This is a genomic window from Denitratisoma sp. DHT3, from assembly GCF_007833355.1.
Lineage (GTDB): Bacteria > Pseudomonadota > Gammaproteobacteria > Burkholderiales > Rhodocyclaceae > Denitratisoma.
Map to the genome: position 1 here is coordinate 3,414,755 of NZ_CP020914.1, position 14,843 is coordinate 3,429,597.

Here is a 14,843-nt window from a genome sequence, read left to right on the forward strand (position 1 = left end):
ATAAGGCCGGTCTGTGAATATCCTGAAAGAGTCGTCCCCTCTCTTGTGGGGACGCGACTCTTTCAGGGGCCTAACGCGCTTGGTCTGGTTTGCCGGGCTTCGGTGCCGGCTCTGTGGGCGGAGCGCTGTCGGACTGCGTTTGTGGCATGAAATTCCACGGCCAGAGGGCCGCATTGCCAAATGTGCCCAAGGGATTGGGGTTCGATTCCGTTCCCGTTCCCGTTCCTGGCGACATGCCGCTTTGGCTCATGGCCTGGATGGCGTTGAGGGTTGCTCGTTGCACTTCAAGGGCCTGAATGCTCATCTGCAGCATATTGAGGTTCATCTTGAGCCAGCCTTCCACGGCCCGAAGGTCGGCAATCCGCTTGTCCAGTTCTCCCGTATCCATGGTGGGAACGCTCATGCCTGGCAATGGAACGCCGACATTGCCCCAAAGATTCTTGAGAAATTCCATGGGGTCCATAGAGGCATCACTCATGATCCTGCTCCTTGCTTGCTAGGGTTCATATCCTACTCCGAGGGACGAATTCCTGGCTTGGCGGTTTCGCGTTAGACTGCCAACTGTCATGATTCGAGGTTTGGAACGTGCTGAAATTACTGGTAGTCGAGGACCATGCGCTGGTGCGCGAGGGACTGCTGCAAACACTGCGCGACATCGAGCCGAATACCGTCGCGATCGGGGCTGCGGATGCCGATGAAGCGCTCCAGGTTCTGGAGGCCACGAGCAATTTGGACATGGTGTTGCTGGACTTGATGTTGCCGGGTCTGAACGGGATGGCGTTCCTGGCGGTTTTGCGCAAGCGCTTTCCGGCTTTGCCTGTCGTTATCTTGTCGGCGCTCGATGACGCTGAAACGGTCAAGCGCGCCATAGAGCACGGCGCCTCGGGATTCGTGCCCAAGGCAAGCACCAGCGAGTCCATGCTGGATGCGTTGCGCCAGGTACTGGCCGGAGGGGTCTATCTTCCACCCAGGTATCGAGATGGAGGAGAGCAGCCGCGGCGTCGCAGCGTCGCGGAACGCTACGGACTGACTGCCAGCCAGTCCCGAGTGTTGGAATTGCTGACCCAGGGCAAAACCAATCGTCAGATCGGCGAATTACTGGGGCTCACCGAGGGGACGGTGAAGATTCACATGTCGGCCATCTTCAAGGCGTTGAACGTCAATAACCGCTCCCAGGCCTTGTTGGCGGTCAGCAAGCCACGCAGACGGATTTAGATTCCTCGGTTCGAGCCCCGGCGATACGGCGGTCACGGCGAGAGCCCTCGGTTTCCGGGCTTCTCTTACTTGACCCATGGGGTGATTCATCAAAAGGATAGCGCTCTTGATGTTTCCGCGGTGCTCGCCGTGATCATCAGTCGCAATGGCAAGCCCGCTGTAAATACCGCCGAAAACACCACCTGGTGGTTCTCCGCAGAGTAGTGGCCCCCCGCCGGCAAGGGGTTGCCATTGCTGAGTCGCACGGTGATCCCGCTCTTCCTGCCGGGCTCGAATCTCCCGAAGGGGGGCGAGCCACTCACCCCAGGACATGTTGCAGCAAGGCGCGCAGTTGCGCTGGGCGCGGCGGGTAGTGCAGTTTCCCCGCGAGTGGGGGCGAGGTTATATCGCCCGTCTCGTTTGCCAGCAGGATCAGAGGAGGACGTCTTGTTTCCGGTGAAGAGGGCAGGTATTTGAGGTGGGTGCTTGTGCAGAGAATGGCATCCGCATCGAGAAACCGGGCATCCGGCATATCGTCGTCACCCGCTGATTGTGTGACCTGGCATCCCCAATTACGCAGCAGGTCAGTCAGTTCTTCCACGGTCTCGTTGTTTGGGGCGAGCAACAGAATGCGCGCAGTCAATTGTGGTGGATGAATCAGCGATGTGCTGACGGGTCGTTGAGCGGGTGGTGTCGCGCGGGGAACGGTCACGGCGAAACATGACCCTCGACCGGGCCAGGAACGGACCGTGATCGGATGCTCCAGCGCATCGGCCAACCGCGCCACGATGGATAGTCCCAAACCCAGGCCCTTGCTTGCGTCCCGCTCGGGGTTCGCAACCTGGAAAAACTCATCGAACAGATAGGGCTGATGCTCTGGCGCAATGCCGACCCCGCTATCCCAAACCTCGATGCGCAGCTGTTTTCCCTGGCCGCGGACGCCAAGCAGAATTCCTCCTGTCTGGGTATAGCGTACGGCATTGGCGGTCAGGTTGCTGATGATTCTGACCAGAAACTGGGGGTCCGATTCGCCCCAGAGCTTTGTCGGCCTGATCGAAAATTTCAGCCCTTTTCCCTTTGCGCCGCACCGATGGGGCTCGGTCGCGGCCTCCAGTAGCGGTTGCAGTGGCAGTGCCTGTCGGTGTGCCTTGGTTTCGGCCAGATCCAGGCGCGAAATGTCCAGTAGCGCATCGAGCAATTCCATCAGCGAGATGGTGGCGGCATTGATTTGTCGCGCCAGGCGCAACTGCTCCTCGGAATTTGAGCGTTCCTTTATCTCCGCCACGAACAGCGCGAGCGCGTGAAGCGGCTGCCGCAGGTCATGGCTTGCGGCAGCCAGGAAGCGGGATTTTGCCAGGTTGGCGCGTTCGGCTTCCTCCTTTTGTTTTCTCAGTTCGATATTGACTGATGCGAGTTGTCTTTCGTCCTGTTTGCGCTGGGTGATATCGAGGGCGATGACGACGACGCGCAACGGGTCGGCTTTGGATAGTCTCGTGGTTGCGACGTCAAAAAAACGCCGTTCTCCGTTTTTGCAGCGAAAACGCGCAATGAAGCGATGGGTGCTTTCAGTGTCGCTGAAGGGTTTTGCCAGGCCGTCGCCCTGGAGTATTTCGCCATGGGATTGAAGGAAGGGACGCAGGTCGGTCAGCGCAAGCGACTCCTCGCGCGAATAGCCGGAGTGGGCAAGCGCCGCATCATTGATATAGACCAGGCGATAGTTCTCCATCAGCAGCATGCATACGCCGGCATCCGCCTGGGCCTGGAGCAAGGCGTCGGCAAATTCATGTTGCTGGCTCAGTTCCGCCTGGCTGGTCGCCAGGGCGCGGTCTGAATTGACGCGAGCCGCGTCCAGGTCCATGGCCATGGCATTCACGCCTTCTTCCAGTGCACGCAGGATTTTTGCCTGATGAGGCGCAATCCTCACGGACATTTCACCCTTTCCGATGCGCGCTACGGCATCTTCCAGGGCTTGCACCGGCATGGTGATGTCGCGGCCAAGGCGGACCGCCAGCAAGGCGGCCCCGGCCAGGATGATGCCCGCCGAGAGAAGCGTCACCAGCAGAATCTCTCGCTTGCGCGCGAGCAACGGCTCCCGCGATAGCTCCAGCATCAGGCTGCCCAGAAACAGCTGTTCGCCGGATTGAATGGCTGACTCGGACTGGAGGAAAGGATCGTTGAAAATGGTTTTGCTGGTTTGTATGACCTTGACGTGAAAAAACAGTGTGCGGTCGTCGCTGCTGCGTGCCATCCAATTGTCGGGAAGTCGATTCGATGGCCATGTGGAGCGGAGAGAGCCGGTGCTGGCGAGCACCCGGCCTTGCCGATCGAAGAATGCGATGGCGGATACGTCGGCTTCCCGCGCAATGGCCAGGGTAAGGCGCTTCAATTCGACGATGTTGCCCGAGAACATCCCATACTCTGCGGCCGGTGCCAATTGCCTGGCCATGGTGGTGCCGCGCTTGATCAACGATGTTTCCACATCGTCATAACGTAGCGAGGTGAAATAGAGTATGAGGGTCAAGGCTGTCGCCGCCACGGGGGCCAAGGCGACAAAAAGCACTTGCTCGCGGATGCCGAATGGCCTCATCACTTCCCTTTGGCTGTTGCCCGGATTGTGGAGTGAGTGATTGCCTGCCGCAAGGGCGTCTGGTGTATGACCGGCTATGCGGCGGCGTAATCCGAACCGTTGGAGATGCTTCTGCGGGGCATGGATGGAGAGACGTCCCGCCCCTTGATGCCGGGGACGGCATTGCCATATACATCGATTTGCAGCAAATCCACCACCTGGCGAGCCAGGTTGCAGCAGGTGTTGTTCAGCGCGCTGGGCAGGTTGTCGGGTATTTTCTTTTGCAGCAGCAATTTGCTGGCGGGGAGCATGTGCACCGGGTCCAGTATGCGATCCCGGTAGGGCGCCAGCATTTCGTCGAGGGCTCTTTCGGCCGAGTCGATCTGCCACGGATTGATGGGCCATTGACTTGGGACCGCATAAGCGCGAGGGAACATCTCCAGATCCCTTATCACGGTACGGATATCTTCATGGGAGTCGCGGAAGGGCAGTAGCACCAAGTCCGCAAGGCCGTATAAGCGCCGGTCCATCTCGGTCCGGTTGCCTCCGCCGTCGATGACGCCCAGCCACGCGCTGAGGCTCCGGATCTTATCTGTAACTTTTGTTAACGCCTGACTATTGCGGGCATCTGCAATCAAATAGCGCCTATCTGTTGGATCGAGCGGCTCCCGGCAGGTATCTGTCAGGACGCAAACCGAGCGTTGTCCAAGGAGGCCCAGCCCTTGGCAGAGCATATGCGACAAAGTTGTTTTTCCAGTGCCGCCCTTGTTGCCAATGACGCAGATGATATCCGCCATACCGTACTCCTTGCGGCGCATTGGCCACGAATGCACGGATTATTAGGGAGCTGGCGATACTCCGATGGGCTGAAATGATGTCGATAGGGCGGCTTATTCGCCGGCGGTGGTTTGATAGATGTAAAGCTGTGTCCGCCTGCGGTCGGCCACCGCGACGATTTCGGCGGGCGGAGTATCGGGGATGGCGAAGCTGTTGGAAATCAGCCGGCTGCCCGGGCGCATTTCCGATTGTGCTTTTTGCCAAAGCTTGGCCATGGGCACGGGAGACAGGAAGGCGTACGCCGTTTCGAACGGGCTCAGATCGGTATGCCAGAAGTTGCCAAGATGAATTCTGACGTTGGTTCTCCCTGCCGTGTTGATGCGGGCCCAAAGCCAGGTCAGGGGGGCGTGCTCGATGCCCCGGAAGGTGCAGTCGGGACGCATCAGGGCCAGTCGTTTCAAGAGTTGGCCGTTGCCGCAGCCGAGGTCGATCACCGAGCACGGATGCGGGGGCAATAACCCTTTGATCGACTCGGCGGTCGCCTGGGTGCTGAGATAAAGGGGGACCCGGCTCTGGTCGGTGCGCCAGAAGATCATCAGCAGCAGGGCGAACGCTCCCAGATACCAGGTGGGCGCTATTGGGAGCCTGGCTCCCAATAGCAGCAGTGGAGTGAATGCGATATGGATGGGTATCCACCAGGACGGGGACTCGAGTTTGTAGCCGGCCAGCGCTGCGCAGGCGCCTTGTACAAGGGCTGCCGCAAGCGGGAAGGTCCACAGTGGCGGGTAGATGATCTGGATCGCTGCGCCGGCAATCAGGCCGCCCATGACCTGGGCGGCGAGTGCGGTGAGGAGCGGAGAGGGGGAGCTGGACATTGGTCGTGCGCGCGGACTGTCGGAGAGATTCTATCCGCTGGCCGGGCGGGGTATCTGGCGGCGTTGGGATGGTTTGCCGGGAAGTGGGAATTTCTGTTGCTTAAAGTGTTTGACAATCACTCTAGCCTTCTAGATAATGCGCGGCTCTCTCGGAGGGGTTCCCGAGCGGTCAAAGGGATCAGACTGTAAATCTGACGGCTCTGCCTTCGAAGGTTCGAATCCTTCCCCCTCCACCAGAGTTTTGCAGTACTGCCCGCATTGGTGTGTGGGTGTGGGTGGGGTCGAGCGGGTGTAGCTCAGCTGGTAGAGCACTTGCCTTCCAAGCAAGATGTCGCGAGTTCGAACCTCGTCGCCCGCTCCAGTTGGATCTGTGAAGCTTTGGTTTTGCGGTAGGTTTCGGTTTCGCCCATGTAGCTCAGTGGTAGAGCACTCCCTTGGTAAGGGAGAGGCCACGTGTTCAATCCACGTCATGGGCACCAATACTTTGTGTTGTTAGGTAAATTGGCTGCCGTTAGGCGTTTTCTTCGGGCCGGACTTTTTTGGGGTATCCGACATGGCAAAAGGCAAGTTTGAGCGTACGAAGCCGCACGTGAACGTGGGGACGATTGGTCACGTTGACCATGGCAAGACGACGTTGACGGCGGCGATCACGACAGTGCTGTCGACGAGGTTTGGTGGCGAAGCGAAGGGCTACGACCAGATCGATGCGGCGCCGGAAGAGAAAGCGCGGGGCATCACGATCAACACCTCCCACGTCGAGTACGAGACCGAGACGCGTCACTATGCCCACGTGGATTGCCCGGGCCACGCCGACTACGTGAAGAACATGATCACCGGTGCCGCCCAGATGGACGGTGCGATCCTGGTGTGTTCCGCCGCGGACGGCCCCATGCCGCAGACCCGCGAGCACATCCTGCTGGCGCGCCAGGTGGGCGTGCCCTACATCATCGTGTTCCTGAACAAGTGTGACATGGTGGATGACGCCGAACTGCTCGAGCTGGTGGAAATGGAAGTGCGCGAGCTGCTGTCCAAGTACGACTTCCCGGGCGACGACATCCCCATCATCAAGGGTTCCGCCCTGAAGGCGCTGGAAGGTGACAAGGGCGACCTGGGCGAAGGTGCCATCCTGAAGCTGGCCGAAGCCCTGGATACCTACATCCCGACCCCCGAGCGCGCCATCGACCTGCCCTTCCTGATGCCGATCGAAGACGTCTTCTCGATCTCCGGTCGCGGCACCGTCGTGACCGGTCGTGTCGAGCGCGGCATCGTCAAGGTTGGCGAGGAAATCGAAATCGTGGGCATTCGTCCCACCGCCAAGACCACCTGTACCGGCGTGGAAATGTTCCGCAAACTGCTGGATCAGGGCCAGGCGGGCGACAACGTTGGCGTGCTGCTGCGCGGCACCAAGCGTGAGGACGTGGAGCGTGGCCAGGTGCTGGCCAAGCCGGGTTCGATCAACCCGCACACCCATTTCACCTCCGAGGTGTACATCCTGTCGAAGGACGAAGGTGGTCGTCACACCCCATTCTTCAACGGCTATCGTCCGCAGTTCTACTTCCGCACGACCGACGTGACGGGGTCGATCGAGCTGCCGGCGGGAGTCGAGATGGTGATGCCTGGCGACAACATCGCGATGACGGTGAAGCTGATCGCGCCGATCGCCATGGAGGAAGGTCTGCGCTTCGCGATCCGCGAGGGCGGCCGCACCGTGGGCGCCGGCGTCGTCGCCAAGATCGTCGAGTAATTGGGCGTTCGGTGAGTTTGGGCGGCACCCTTTGGGGTGTCGCCTTTGTGGTCTCTGCCGCAGGGGTATAGCTCAATTGGCAGAGCGGCGGTCTCCAAAACCGCAGGTTGGGGGTTCGATTCCCTCTGCCCCTGCCAACTAAATTTGCGCACTCTCAATTCGATGGCGGACAAGATCAAGTTTGTACTGGCGCTGCTGCTGATCGCCGCCGGGGTGGTCGGTTTTTACCTGCTGGCCGAGCAGCCCATGATTCTCAGGGTTCTGGCTGTTTTGGCCGGTGTCGCCGTGGGCGCGGGTGTCGCATTCTTTACGGAACCCGGGAGGCGTTTTTTCGCCTTCGGGCGGGAGTCGGTGGTCGAGGCCAAGAAAGTGGTCTGGCCGACGCGTAAGGAAACGATGCAGATGACCGGTGCTGTTTTTGGTTTCGTGCTGGTGATGGCCGTCATCTTGTGGGTTACCGACAAGGGTTTGGAGTGGGTGCTGTACGACCTCGTGCTGGGATGGAAACAATAGCCATGACAAAACGCTGGTACGTTGTTCATGCCTACTCGGGCTTTGAAAAGAGCGTCAAGAAAGCCTTGGCCGAGCGCATTGTTCGTGCCGGCATGCAAGACAAGTTTGGCCAGATTCTGGTGCCCGTCGAAGAAGTCGTCGAGATGAAGGGCGGCCAGAAGAGTATCTCCGAGCGCAAATTCTTCCCCGGCTATGTGCTGGTGGAAATGGATATGGATGACGACTCCTGGCACTTGGTGAAGAGTACGCCCAAGGTTACGGGGTTTGTCGGCGGCACCGCCACCAAGCCGACGCCGATTTCCGAGCGGGAAGTCGAGAAAATCATGCAGCAGATGCAGGAAGGGGTTGAGAAGCCCCGGCCCAAGGTGCTGTTCGAGGTGGGTGAAATGGTTCGCGTCAAGGAAGGGCCGTTTACCGATTTCAATGGCTCGGTCGAGGAAGTGAATTACGAAAAGAGCCGTCTGCGCGTTTCGGTCACCATCTTCGGGCGCGCCACGCCCGTCGAACTGGAATTCTCCCAGGTCGAGAAGAGCTGATTCAGGGCTGTCCGGCGCCCTTGATGCCGGACAAGAGGAGCGCTGCTAGGCTGGTCCGAAAGCGCGTTACGACTCATCAAAATTAGGAGCCAATCATGGCAAAGAAGATCGTCGGCTACGTCAAGCTGCAAGTGCCGGCCGGCAAGGCTAACCCCTCGCCTCCCATCGGTCCCGCGCTGGGTCAGCGCGGCCTCAACATCATGGAATTCTGCAAGGCCTTCAATGCCCAAACCCAGGGTATGGAGCCTGGTCTGCCGATTCCCGTGGTGATCACCGCCTATGCGGACAAGAGCTTCACCTTCGTGATGAAGACGCCGCCGGCCACCATTCTGATCAAGAAGGCCGCTGGCATTCAGAAGGGCTCTCCTAAGCCTCATACCGACAAGGTGGGTAATATCACTCGCGCCCAGGCCGAGGAGATCGCCAAGACCAAAATGAAGGATTTGACGGCGGCCGATATGGATGCGGCCGTTCGCACGATCGCGGGCTCTGCTCGTAGCATGGGTATCACCGTGGAGGGGGTCTGAAATGGCTAAAATTTCCAAGCGAGTACAGGCGCTGCGCGCCAAGGTCGATAGCAACAAGAACTACCCCCTGGGTGATGCCATCGCCCTGATCAAGGAATGCGCGAACGCCAAGTTCGATGAATCCATCGATGTGTCCGTGAATCTGGGCGTCGATGCCAAGAAGTCGGACCAGGTGGTGCGTGGTTCCGTGGTGCTGCCGGCCGGTACCGGCAAGACGGTCCGGGTCGCGGTGTTCGCGCAGGGCGACAAGGCCGAGGTGGCCAAGGCCGCCGGCGCCGATATCGTCGGTTTCGACGATCTGGCGGAGCAGGTGAAGGCGGGTAATCTGGACTTCGACATGGTCATTGCCACGCCCGATGCGATGAAGGTCGTGGGCGCGCTGGGTCAGATCCTCGGTCCCCGTGGTCTGATGCCCAACCCCAAGGTCGGTACGGTGACCATGGATGTGGCGACCGCGGTCAAGAACGCCAAGGCGGGTCAGGTGCAGTACCGCACCGACAAGGCCGGCATCATTCACTGCACCATCGGCCGCGCTTCTTTCAGCGTCGAAGCGCTGCAGCAGAATTTTGGCGCCCTGATCGATGCCCTGCAGAAAGCCAAGCCTGCCGCCGCCAAGGGGCAGTACCTGCGCAAGATTTCCCTTTCCTCCACGATGGGGGCGGGTGTGCGTGTTGATCAAGCCACGATGGCTGGTCAGGCGTAACAATGAACTTTGGGCCGGCGTCGCGCTGTCGCGCGGCGCCGGGTTGTCAAAGACCGTAGGCGCCCATACCGGGTTTAATCGGGCGGAGCATTGCCGGCCTACGCAGATGGCGTTCCCCAGACAGGATTGCAGTTCTCCTGAATGAAGGTCGCCGTGGGTGCGACGAAATATTCGTCGCGTGTGCACTTGAAAGGAGGAAAGGCCTGTGGGTCTGAATCTTAACGACAAAAAAGCCGTTGTGGCCGAGGTGGTGGCGCAGGTTGCCGACGCCCAGACTCTGGTTGTCGCCGAATATCGCGGTATTGAGGTGGGTGCGCTCACCGAACTGCGGAAGAAGGCTCGGGAGTCTGGCGTATATCTGCGCGTACTGAAGAACACCCTGGCCCGTCGCGCCGTTGCCGGCACTTCGTTTGAAGGGCTCTCGGACGCGATGACCGGCCCGCTGATCTACAGCATCTCCGCAGATGCCGTGGCGGCGGCGAGGGTACTCAACGACTTCGCGAAAACCAATGACAAGCTGGTGCTGAAGGCTGGCTGCTATTCCGGCAATGTCCTCGACAAGGCGGGGGTTCAGGCGCTGGCCAGCATCCCGGGCCGCGAGGAGCTTCTGGCCAGGTTGCTGGGCGTCATGCAGGCTCCCGTTTCCGGGTTCGCCGTCGCACTGGGCGCCCTCGCCAGGAAGCGCGAGACCGAAGCCGCCGCTTGATCATTTCCCATTCGACATTGATATTAGGAGTTTCTCAAAATGGCAATTAGCAAGGATGACATTCTGGAAGCCGTTGGCGCCATGTCCGTCATGGAGCTCAACGACCTGGTGAAGGCGTTTGAAGAGAAGTTCGGCGTGTCCGCCGCCGCCATGGCCGTGGCCGCTCCGGGTGCCGGCGGCGCTGCCGCCGCCGCTGAAGAGCAGACCGAATTCACCGTGGTCCTGACTGCTGCCGGCGACAAGAAGGTCGAAGTGATCAAGGTGGTGCGCGCCGTGACCGGTCTGGGCCTCAAGGAAGCCAAGGATCTGGTGGATGGCGCTCCCAAGCCCGTCAAGGAAGGTGTTTCGAAGGCCGATGCCGAGGCCCTCAAGAAGCAGCTCGAGGACGCGGGCGCCAAGGTCGAGGTCAAGTAATCTCGATCGTAGGTTCGGGCTGGTGGCGGATTTCGCCACCAGCCCTTTTGTGCTTTGTGCAACTTTGTGTGATCTGAATGTCAAACGGGAAGGTTGGGGTTGGGAAACAGCCTTGCCGTTTGACTTTCGGCGTCTGAATCGAACGGAGCGGCCATGACGTACTCGTATACCGAGAAAAAACGTATTCGTAAAAGCTTTGCCAAGCGCGCTGGCGTGCTTGACGTGCCTTTCCTGCTGGGAACTCAGCTTGAGTCCTATACCCAGTTCCTCCAGGTGGATGTGCCCATCTCGCAGCGGCGCAGCCAGGGCTTGCAGGCCGCTTTCAATTCGATCTTCCCGATCGTCGCCCATTCCGGCGTGGCGCGTCTGGAGTTCGTCGAGTATCGCCTGGGTGAGCCGGCCTTCGACGTCAAGGAATGCCAGCAGCGCGGCCTGACCTTCGCTTCGCCGTTGCGCGCCAAGGTGCGCCTGGTGATCCTGGACCGCGAGAGCAACAACGAGAAGATCAAGGAAGTCAAGGAGCAGGAGGTCTACATGGGCGAGATCCCGCTCATGACCACCACCGGTTCCTTCGTGATCAACGGTACCGAGCGCGTCATCGTTTCGCAGCTGCATCGCTCTCCCGGCGTGTTCTTCGAGCACGACAAGGGCAAGACCCACAGTTCCGGCAAGCTGCTGTTCTCGGCGCGCATCATTCCCTACCGCGGCTCCTGGCTGGATTTCGAATTCGACCCGAAGGACATCCTGTTCTTCCGTGTGGACCGTCGCCGCAAGATGCCGGTCACCATCCTGCTCAAGGCCATCGGGATGACGTCGGAACAGATCCTGGCGGAATTCTTCGAGTTCGACACCTTCCTCCTCGGCAAGAAGGGCATCCAGTTCGAACTGGTGCCCGAGCGGCTGCGGGGCGAGGTGGCGCGCTTCGACATCATGGACAAGGCCGGCAAGGTCATCGTCCCCCGCGACAAGCGGATCACCGCGAAGCATATCCGTGAACTGGGCGAGGCCGGCATCAAGAAGCTGGCGGTGCCCGACGACTACGTTCTGGGCCGCATCGTCGCCACCAACGTGGTGGATGGCGAGACCGGCGAGATCCTGGCCCAGGCCAACGAGGAGATCACCGAGAGCCTGCTGGCCAAGCTGCAGGAGGCCGGCGTCACCGAGCTGAAGACGCTGTACGTCAATGATCTGGACCGTGGCGCGTACATTTCCACCACCCTGCGCACCGACGAGACGGTGGACCAATGGGCGGCCCGCGTCGCCATCTACCGCATGATGCGCCCCGGTGAGCCGCCCACTGAAGAGGCGGTGGAGACCCTGTTCTACGGCCTGTTCTACTCCGAGGATCGCTACGATCTGTCCACCGTCGGGCGCATGAAATTCAATCGGCGCGTCGGACGTCAGGAATTGGAAGGTGCCGGCACCCTGTCCAACCAAGACATCGTCGATGTCATCCGTATCCTGGTGGAACTGCGCAATGGTCGCGGCGAAGTCGATGATATCGACCACCTGGGCAACCGCCGGGTGCGTTCCGTCGGCGAACTGGCCGAGAACCAGTTCCGTACCGGCCTGGTCCGCGTCGAGCGGGCGGTCAAGGAGCGTCTGAACCAGGCCGAGAGCGACAACCTGATGCCGCACGACCTGATCAACGCCAAGCCCATTTCGGCGGCGATCAAGGAATTCTTCGGCTCCAGCCAGCTTTCCCAGTTCATGGACCAGACCAATCCGCTGTCCGAGATCACCCACAAGCGTCGGGTGTCCGCACTGGGCCCGGGCGGCCTGACGCGGGAACGGGCCGGCTTCGAGGTGCGCGACGTGCACCCAACCCATTACGGCCGCGTCTGTCCGATCGAAACGCCGGAAGGCCCGAACATCGGCCTGATCAATTCCCTGGCGCTCTACGCGCGGGTCAATCCTTTCGGTTTCATCGAGACGCCTTATCGCAAAGCCGAGGACGGGCGCGTCGCGGACGAGATCGAGTATCTGTCCGCGATCGAGGAGGGCAAGTACATCATCGCGCAGGCGAACGCCCAGCTCGACAAGAATGGCCGTCTGAACGACGAGTTGGTGTCCTGCCGTTCCAAGGGCGAGTTCGAGCTGAAGGAACCGGCGGACGTGCAGTACATGGACGTGGCGCCGGGGCAGATCGTCTCCGTGGCGGCTTCGCTGATTCCGTTCCTCGAGCATGACGATGCGAACCGTGCCTTGATGGGCGCCAACATGCAACGCCAAGCCGTGCCCTGTCTGCGTCCGGAAAAGGCCCTGGTCGGTACCGGCATCGAGCGCACCGTGGCGGTTGACTCCGGCACCGCGGTGCAGGCCCTGCGCGGCGGTCTGGTGGATTACGTCGATGCCAACCGCATCGTGGTGCGGGTCAATGATGCGGAAACGGTCGCCGGCGAAGTCGGCGTCGACATCTACAACCTGACCAAGTACACCCGCTCCAACCAGAACACCAACATCAACCAGCGTCCCGTGGTCAAGGTGGGTGACATCATCGCCAAGGGCGACGTGGTGGCCGACGGCGCCTCCACCGACCTGGGCGAACTGGCCCTGGGCCAGAACATGCTGGTGGCGTTCATGCCCTGGAACGGCTACAACTTCGAGGACTCGATCCTGATCTCGGAGCGCGTCGTGGCCGATGACCGGTTCACGTCGATCCATATCGAGGAATTGACCGTCGTCGCCCGCGATACCAAGCTGGGACCCGAGGAAATCACTCGCGACATCGCGACCCTGGGTGAGGCGCAACTCTCCCGCCTGGATGATTCCGGCATTGTCTACATCGGCGCTGAAGTCGAAACCGGCGACGTCCTGGTCGGCAAGGTGACGCCGAAGGGTGAGACGCAACTGACGCCGGAGGAGAAGCTCCTGCGCGCCATCTTCGGCGAAAAGGCGTCCGACGTGAAGGACACTTCCCTGCGGGTGCCCTCCGGCATGAATGGCACCGTGATCGACGTCCAGGTGTTCACGCGCGAAGGCATCGAGCGCGACAAGCGCGCCCAGTCCATCATCGACGACATGCTCAAGGGCTACAAGCAGGATCTGGCCGACCAGATGCGCATTGTCGAGCGCGATACCTTCGCCCGGATCGAGCGGCTGTTGGTCAACAAGGTGGCCAGCAAGGGACCGAAGAAACTGACCAAGGGCACCAAGATCACCCAAGCGTACCTGGAGACCCTCGAGCATTACCACTGGTTCGACATCAGCTTGGCCGACGAGGAGGCCCAGCAGCAGCTGGAAAACCTGCGCGACAGTCTGGAACAGACGCGGCGCGACTTCGATGTCGCCTTCGATGCGAAGAAGAAGAAGCTGACCCAGGGGGATGAACTGCCCCCCGGCGTGCAGAAAATGGTCAAGGTCTATCTGGCGGTCAAGCGCCGTCTGCAGCCCGGCGACAAGATGGCCGGTCGTCACGGCAACAAGGGCGTGGTGTCCAAGATCGTGCCGATCGAAGACATGCCGCACATGGCGGACGGGACCCCGGTGGATATCGTGTTGAACCCGCTGGGTGTGCCGTCGCGGATGAACATCGGCCAGATTCTGGAAACCCATCTGGGCTGGGCCGCGAAGGGCCTTGGTAATCGGATCGATGAAATGCTGCGGGCCGAAGCCAATACAGCCGAAGTGCGCAAATACCTGAACAAGGTCTATAACAGCGCCGGACACGGCGCCGACCTCGACGGGTTGGGCGAGGATGAGATCCTGGAGCTGGCCGGCAATTTGCGGGGCGGCGTGCCGTTCGCCACGCCGGTGTTCGATGGCGCCAAGGAAGACGAGATCCGCGCGATGCTGAGCCTGGCTTACCCGGCCGAGGTGGCCAAACGGATCGGCCTGACGGACAGCAAAACCCAAACGACCCTCTACGATGGGCGTACGGGTGAAGCGTTCGAGCGTCCGGTGACGGTCGGCTACATGCACGTGCTCAAGCTGCACCACCTGGTCGACGACAAGATGCACGCTCGCTCCACTGGCCCCTACAGTCTGGTGACTCAGCAGCCGCTGGGCGGCAAGGCCCAGTTCGGCGGTCAGCGCTTCGGGGAAATGGAAGTCTGGGCGCTGGAAGCGTATGGCGCGTCCTACACCCTGCAGGAAATGCTCACCGTCAAGTCCGACGACGTCAATGGCCGTACCAAGGTGTACGAGAGCATCGTCAAGGGTGAGCACAAGATCGATGCCGGCATGCCGGAGTCCTTCAACGTTCTGGTGAAGGAAATCCGCTCTCTTGCCATCGACATCGATTTGGAACGTTATTGATTGACCCTCGACCCGCGACAGGAGTGAAACA

General features: G+C 60.5%; 13 protein-coding genes and 4 tRNA genes. 13 read left to right on the plus strand and 4 right to left on the minus strand.

The window, feature by feature from the left end; translation table 11 throughout:
* Positions 1 to 70: 70 nt before the first annotated feature.
* On the minus strand, positions 71 to 478 hold the full coding sequence (locus tag B9N43_RS15760; protein WP_261379353.1) for a PhaM family polyhydroxyalkanoate granule multifunctional regulatory protein: 408 nt from the start codon (positions 476 to 478) through the stop codon (positions 71 to 73).
* 107 nt (positions 479 to 585) lie between these two features.
* On the opposite strand from B9N43_RS15760, the gene B9N43_RS15765 reads away from it, so the two are divergent.
* On the plus strand, positions 586 to 1,215 hold the full coding sequence (locus tag B9N43_RS15765; RefSeq protein WP_145843150.1) for a response regulator transcription factor: 630 nt from the start codon (positions 586 to 588) through the stop codon (positions 1,213 to 1,215).
* Positions 1,216 to 1,513: 298 nt separating this feature from the next.
* Here B9N43_RS15765 and B9N43_RS15770 read toward each other — a convergent pair whose 3' ends face one another.
* The 3 genes from B9N43_RS15770 to B9N43_RS15780 form a co-directional block, all read right to left on the minus strand.
* A complete protein-coding gene (locus tag B9N43_RS15770; RefSeq protein ID WP_145843151.1) occupies positions 1,514 to 3,781 on the minus strand; it encodes an ATP-binding protein in 2,268 nt (755 codons plus the stop codon).
* A 74-nt stretch (positions 3,782 to 3,855) separates the two neighbouring features.
* The gene (locus B9N43_RS15775) at positions 3,856 to 4,557 is read right to left on the minus strand and encodes a ParA family protein (protein ID WP_145843152.1); all 702 of its coding nucleotides are present in this window, start codon (positions 4,555 to 4,557) and stop codon (positions 3,856 to 3,858) included.
* A 93-nt stretch (positions 4,558 to 4,650) separates the two neighbouring features.
* Positions 4,651 to 5,412, minus strand: coding sequence for a methyltransferase domain-containing protein (locus B9N43_RS15780; RefSeq protein ID WP_145843154.1), 762 nt, complete (start codon positions 5,410 to 5,412; stop codon positions 4,651 to 4,653).
* Positions 5,413 to 5,563: 151 nt separating this feature from the next.
* On the opposite strand from B9N43_RS15780, the gene B9N43_RS15785 reads away from it, so the two are divergent.
* From B9N43_RS15785 to rpoB, 12 genes are all read left to right on the plus strand, one after another.
* Positions 5,564 to 5,648: transfer RNA gene (locus B9N43_RS15785), tRNA-Tyr, on the plus strand.
* A gap of 49 nt (positions 5,649 to 5,697) precedes the next feature.
* A tRNA-Gly gene (locus B9N43_RS15790) sits at positions 5,698 to 5,773 on the plus strand.
* Positions 5,774 to 5,816: 43 nt separating this feature from the next.
* Positions 5,817 to 5,891, plus strand: a tRNA-Thr gene (locus B9N43_RS15795).
* Positions 5,892 to 5,965: 74 nt separating this feature from the next.
* Positions 5,966 to 7,156, plus strand: coding sequence for an elongation factor Tu (gene tuf, locus B9N43_RS15800; protein ID WP_145843155.1), 1,191 nt, complete (start codon positions 5,966 to 5,968; stop codon positions 7,154 to 7,156).
* A 61-nt stretch (positions 7,157 to 7,217) separates the two neighbouring features.
* Positions 7,218 to 7,293 (plus strand) — tRNA-Trp (locus B9N43_RS15805).
* Positions 7,294 to 7,300: 7 nt separating this feature from the next.
* Positions 7,301 to 7,669, plus strand: a complete 369-nt coding sequence (secE, locus tag B9N43_RS15810; RefSeq protein WP_261379354.1) for a preprotein translocase subunit SecE — start codon at positions 7,301 to 7,303, stop codon at positions 7,667 to 7,669.
* Positions 7,670 to 7,671: 2 nt separating this feature from the next.
* The gene (nusG, locus tag B9N43_RS15815) at positions 7,672 to 8,205 is read left to right on the plus strand and encodes a transcription termination/antitermination protein NusG (protein WP_145843157.1); all 534 of its coding nucleotides are present in this window, start codon (positions 7,672 to 7,674) and stop codon (positions 8,203 to 8,205) included.
* A 95-nt stretch (positions 8,206 to 8,300) separates the two neighbouring features.
* Positions 8,301 to 8,732, plus strand: coding sequence for a 50S ribosomal protein L11 (rplK, locus tag B9N43_RS15820; RefSeq protein ID WP_145843158.1), 432 nt, complete (start codon positions 8,301 to 8,303; stop codon positions 8,730 to 8,732).
* Between the two features lies 1 nt (position 8,733).
* Positions 8,734 to 9,435 (plus strand): 50S ribosomal protein L1, encoded by a 702-nt coding sequence (gene rplA, locus B9N43_RS15825; protein ID WP_145843159.1) that lies wholly within the window; start codon positions 8,734 to 8,736, stop codon positions 9,433 to 9,435.
* 205 nt (positions 9,436 to 9,640) lie between these two features.
* Positions 9,641 to 10,141 carry a 50S ribosomal protein L10 gene (rplJ, locus tag B9N43_RS15830; protein WP_145843160.1) on the plus strand — a complete coding sequence of 167 codons (501 nt, stop codon included), beginning with the start codon at positions 9,641 to 9,643 and terminating at the stop codon, positions 10,139 to 10,141.
* Between the two features lie 39 nt (positions 10,142 to 10,180).
* The gene (gene rplL / locus B9N43_RS15835) at positions 10,181 to 10,555 is read left to right on the plus strand and encodes a 50S ribosomal protein L7/L12 (RefSeq protein WP_145843161.1); all 375 of its coding nucleotides are present in this window, start codon (positions 10,181 to 10,183) and stop codon (positions 10,553 to 10,555) included.
* Positions 10,556 to 10,708: 153 nt separating this feature from the next.
* Positions 10,709 to 14,812 carry a DNA-directed RNA polymerase subunit beta gene (rpoB, locus tag B9N43_RS15840; RefSeq protein WP_145843163.1) on the plus strand — a complete coding sequence of 1,368 codons (4,104 nt, stop codon included), beginning with the start codon at positions 10,709 to 10,711 and terminating at the stop codon, positions 14,810 to 14,812.
* The last annotated feature ends 31 nt before the right edge of the window (positions 14,813 to 14,843 follow it).

Coding starts and splice junctions, on each gene's coding strand:
- B9N43_RS15760 (WP_261379353.1), bottom strand. CDS start 478: ATGAGTGATGCCTCTATGGACCCCATGGAATTTCTCAAGAATCTTTGG.
- B9N43_RS15770 (WP_145843151.1), bottom strand. CDS start 3,781: ATGAGGCCATTCGGCATCCGCGAGCAAGTGCTTTTTGTCGCCTTGGCC.
- B9N43_RS15775 (WP_145843152.1), bottom strand. CDS start 4,557: ATGGCGGATATCATCTGCGTCATTGGCAACAAGGGCGGCACTGGAAAA.
- B9N43_RS15780 (WP_145843154.1), bottom strand. CDS start 5,412: ATGTCCAGCTCCCCCTCTCCGCTCCTCACCGCACTCGCCGCCCAGGTC.
- tuf (WP_145843155.1), top strand. CDS start 5,966: ATGGCAAAAGGCAAGTTTGAGCGTACGAAGCCGCACGTGAACGTGGGG.
- nusG (WP_145843157.1), top strand. CDS start 7,672: ATGACAAAACGCTGGTACGTTGTTCATGCCTACTCGGGCTTTGAAAAG.
- rplK (WP_145843158.1), top strand. CDS start 8,301: ATGGCAAAGAAGATCGTCGGCTACGTCAAGCTGCAAGTGCCGGCCGGC.
- rplA (WP_145843159.1), top strand. CDS start 8,734: ATGGCTAAAATTTCCAAGCGAGTACAGGCGCTGCGCGCCAAGGTCGAT.
- rplL (WP_145843161.1), top strand. CDS start 10,181: ATGGCAATTAGCAAGGATGACATTCTGGAAGCCGTTGGCGCCATGTCC.
- rpoB (WP_145843163.1), top strand. CDS start 10,709: ATGACGTACTCGTATACCGAGAAAAAACGTATTCGTAAAAGCTTTGCC.